The organism is Vibrio sp. 10N.222.48.A3 (assembly GCF_041475345.1).
Taxonomy (GTDB): domain Bacteria; phylum Pseudomonadota; class Gammaproteobacteria; order Enterobacterales; family Vibrionaceae; genus Vibrio; species Vibrio tasmaniensis_A.
This window is the reverse complement of the sequence record NZ_JBFRVX010001469.1, coordinates 1-2264: the sequence shown is the minus strand read 5'-3', so window position 1 is coordinate 2264 and position 2264 is coordinate 1. Positions and strand designations below refer to the sequence as shown.

3 protein-coding genes are annotated in these 2264 nt (G+C 44.0%); all 3 read right to left on the bottom strand.

Annotated elements, in window-relative coordinates; translation table 11 throughout:
• The coding region (locus AB4653_RS27185; RefSeq protein WP_372105793.1) for an ATP-binding cassette domain-containing protein at window positions 1-227 on the bottom strand (227 nt) is incomplete at its 3' end.
• Window position 228: 1 nt separating this feature from the next.
• Window positions 229-1725 (bottom strand): Fe-S cluster assembly protein SufB, encoded by a 1497-nt coding sequence (sufB, locus tag AB4653_RS27180; RefSeq protein ID WP_102258322.1) that lies wholly within the window; start codon window positions 1723-1725, stop codon window positions 229-231.
• Window positions 1726-1796: 71 nt separating this feature from the next.
• A complete protein-coding gene (locus AB4653_RS27175; RefSeq protein WP_009847125.1) occupies window positions 1797-2165 on the bottom strand; it encodes an iron-sulfur cluster assembly accessory protein in 369 nt (122 codons plus the stop codon).
• Window positions 2166-2264: the final 99 nt, after the last annotated feature.

Genomic DNA, 2264 nt, shown 5'->3' with positions numbered 1-2264 from the left:
GCTCTTTCCTCTGGATCTAGCTCTGTAAGATCTTGACCTTTGAAAACAATCTCACCACTGACGACCTCGTAATCATCCTTGCCTGCCAGTGTGGCGGATAGGGTACTTTTTCCCGACCCATTCGGTCCCATAATTGCGTGAACTTCACCAGGTTTAACAGTTAGGTTAATACCTTTTAGGATAGTATTTTCTTCAACGCTGACATGTAAATTTTTAATTTCTAACATTTTATCCCACACTATGCTCGAGGCTGATTGATAGAAGTTTCTGCGCTTCAACAGCGAATTCGAGTGGTAATTCTGAAAATACGTCTTTACAAAAACCATTGACGATCATGGATATGGCGTTGTCTTCACTGATCCCTCTTTGGGTGCAGTAAAACAGTTGATCTTGGCCAATTCGAGAGGTCGTCGCTTCGTGTTCAACGTGAGCCGACGGGTTTTTGACTTCGATATAAGGAAAAGTGTGAGCCCCACATTCAGCGCCGATTAACATTGAATCGCACTGAGTGAAGTTTCTCGCACCTTCTGCGTTAGGGGTGACTTTAACCAGCCCTCGGTAACTGTTCTGGCTTTTGCCTGCTGAAATCCCTTTTGAAATGATGGTAGAGCGAGAGTGTTTTCCTATATGAACCATCTTGGTGCCGGTATCGGCCTGTTGAACGCCATTTGTTAGAGCGACGGAGAAAAACTCACCAACAGAGTAGTCTCCTTTGAGAATTACGCTTGGGTACTTCCACGTTATCGCTGAACCTGTTTCTGATTGAGTCCAAGACATTTTGCTGTACTCGCCTTCGCAAACCGCACGTTTGGTTACAAAGTTGAGTATGCCGCCTTGTGAATCCTCTGCTCCTGAGAACCAGTTTTGCACTGTGGAATATTTAACTTCAGCACGCTTGTGAATGACGACTTCTACGACGGCGGCGTGAAGCTGATAGGTATCTCTCATCGGGGCAGAGCAACCTTCAATGTAGCTGACGTATGAGTCCTCATCAGCCACTAAAATTGTTCTTTCAAACTGGCCTGTTTTTGCTTGGTTTATTCGAAAGTAGGTAGAGAGTTCTCTTGGGCATCTCACACCTTTCGGGATGTAAACAAAAGTGCCGTCAGAGGCAACAGAGGCATTCAAAGCCGCAAAGAAGTTATCTTCAGGTGGAACAACGGTGCCTAAGTATTGCTGCACAAGTTCAGGGTATTCTTGGATAGCTTCGCTGAATGAACAGAAGATGATCCCGAGTTCTTTCAGTTCGTTTTGATAGGTAGTGGTGACGGAAACTGAATCGAAGATTGCATCGACAGCAATTTCTGAACCTTCTCTAACTGGAATCCCCAGTGTTTCAAAGGCTGTCTCGACTTCTTCGGTTAAAAATTCATTCGAGCCATCACCACTATCTTTATCACAACTATCTTTGTCGCAGCTAGAACAACTTGGCGCGGAGTAGTAACTGTAATCTTGGTAATTTAGGTCTGGATAATCGGCTTTTAACCAATGCGGTTCCTCCATCGTTCGCCATTTACGGAATGCTTTGAGACGAAACTCCAACATCCATTCGGGTTCGTTACGTTTTTTGGAGATTGCTCGAACGACTTGTTCGTTGATTCCCTTCGACAAAGTATCTGAAGATAACTCAGTGTAGAAACCTTCACGATAGTGACTGCTGTGCAGTAACTCTGTAACTTCAGGCTGCGTGTCAATTTCAGGTCGCGTTTCAGCGTCTGGTCGCATTTCAATTTTTGTTTGCGTTTCAACGTCAAGTAGCGTTTTAGCTTCAGACTGCGTTTCTAATGCGCACATGGTTAAACTCCAAAACTCTCGCCACATCCACAAAGGTTCTTCACTTTGGGATTATTGTATACAAAATTACTGTTTAAACCCTGACGCACAAAGTCGATCTCTGTGCCATCGATCATAGGTAGGGCTTTGAGTGCAATATAGAAAATGACGTCATGTGATTCGTACTTGATGTCGTCATCGGATGGCGAATCGATCAGTGCTACTTCATATGCAAACCCTGTACAGCCAGAGGACTTAACCGTGAGGTGGAAGTGCTTTTGTCCATGTGATAACTGGGAAATTCTGTTTGCGGCACTTTCACTTAACGTGACGCCTTGCCACTCCATATCATGTATGGATATGTCATTAGAACCGGAACTCGAAATACTCACCTTACTGCTCCATATTTGACTGGTGACAATAGATGATATTGATTATCATTTGCATATCAACCATGTATTGTCTATGGTCTTTAGGTCGAGGATCAATAT

Excerpts from the sequence above, each read along its gene's own strand:
- sufB (WP_102258322.1), bottom strand. The coding sequence starts at position 1,725 with ATGCGACCAGACGCTGAAACGCGACCTGAAATTGACACGCAGCCTGAA.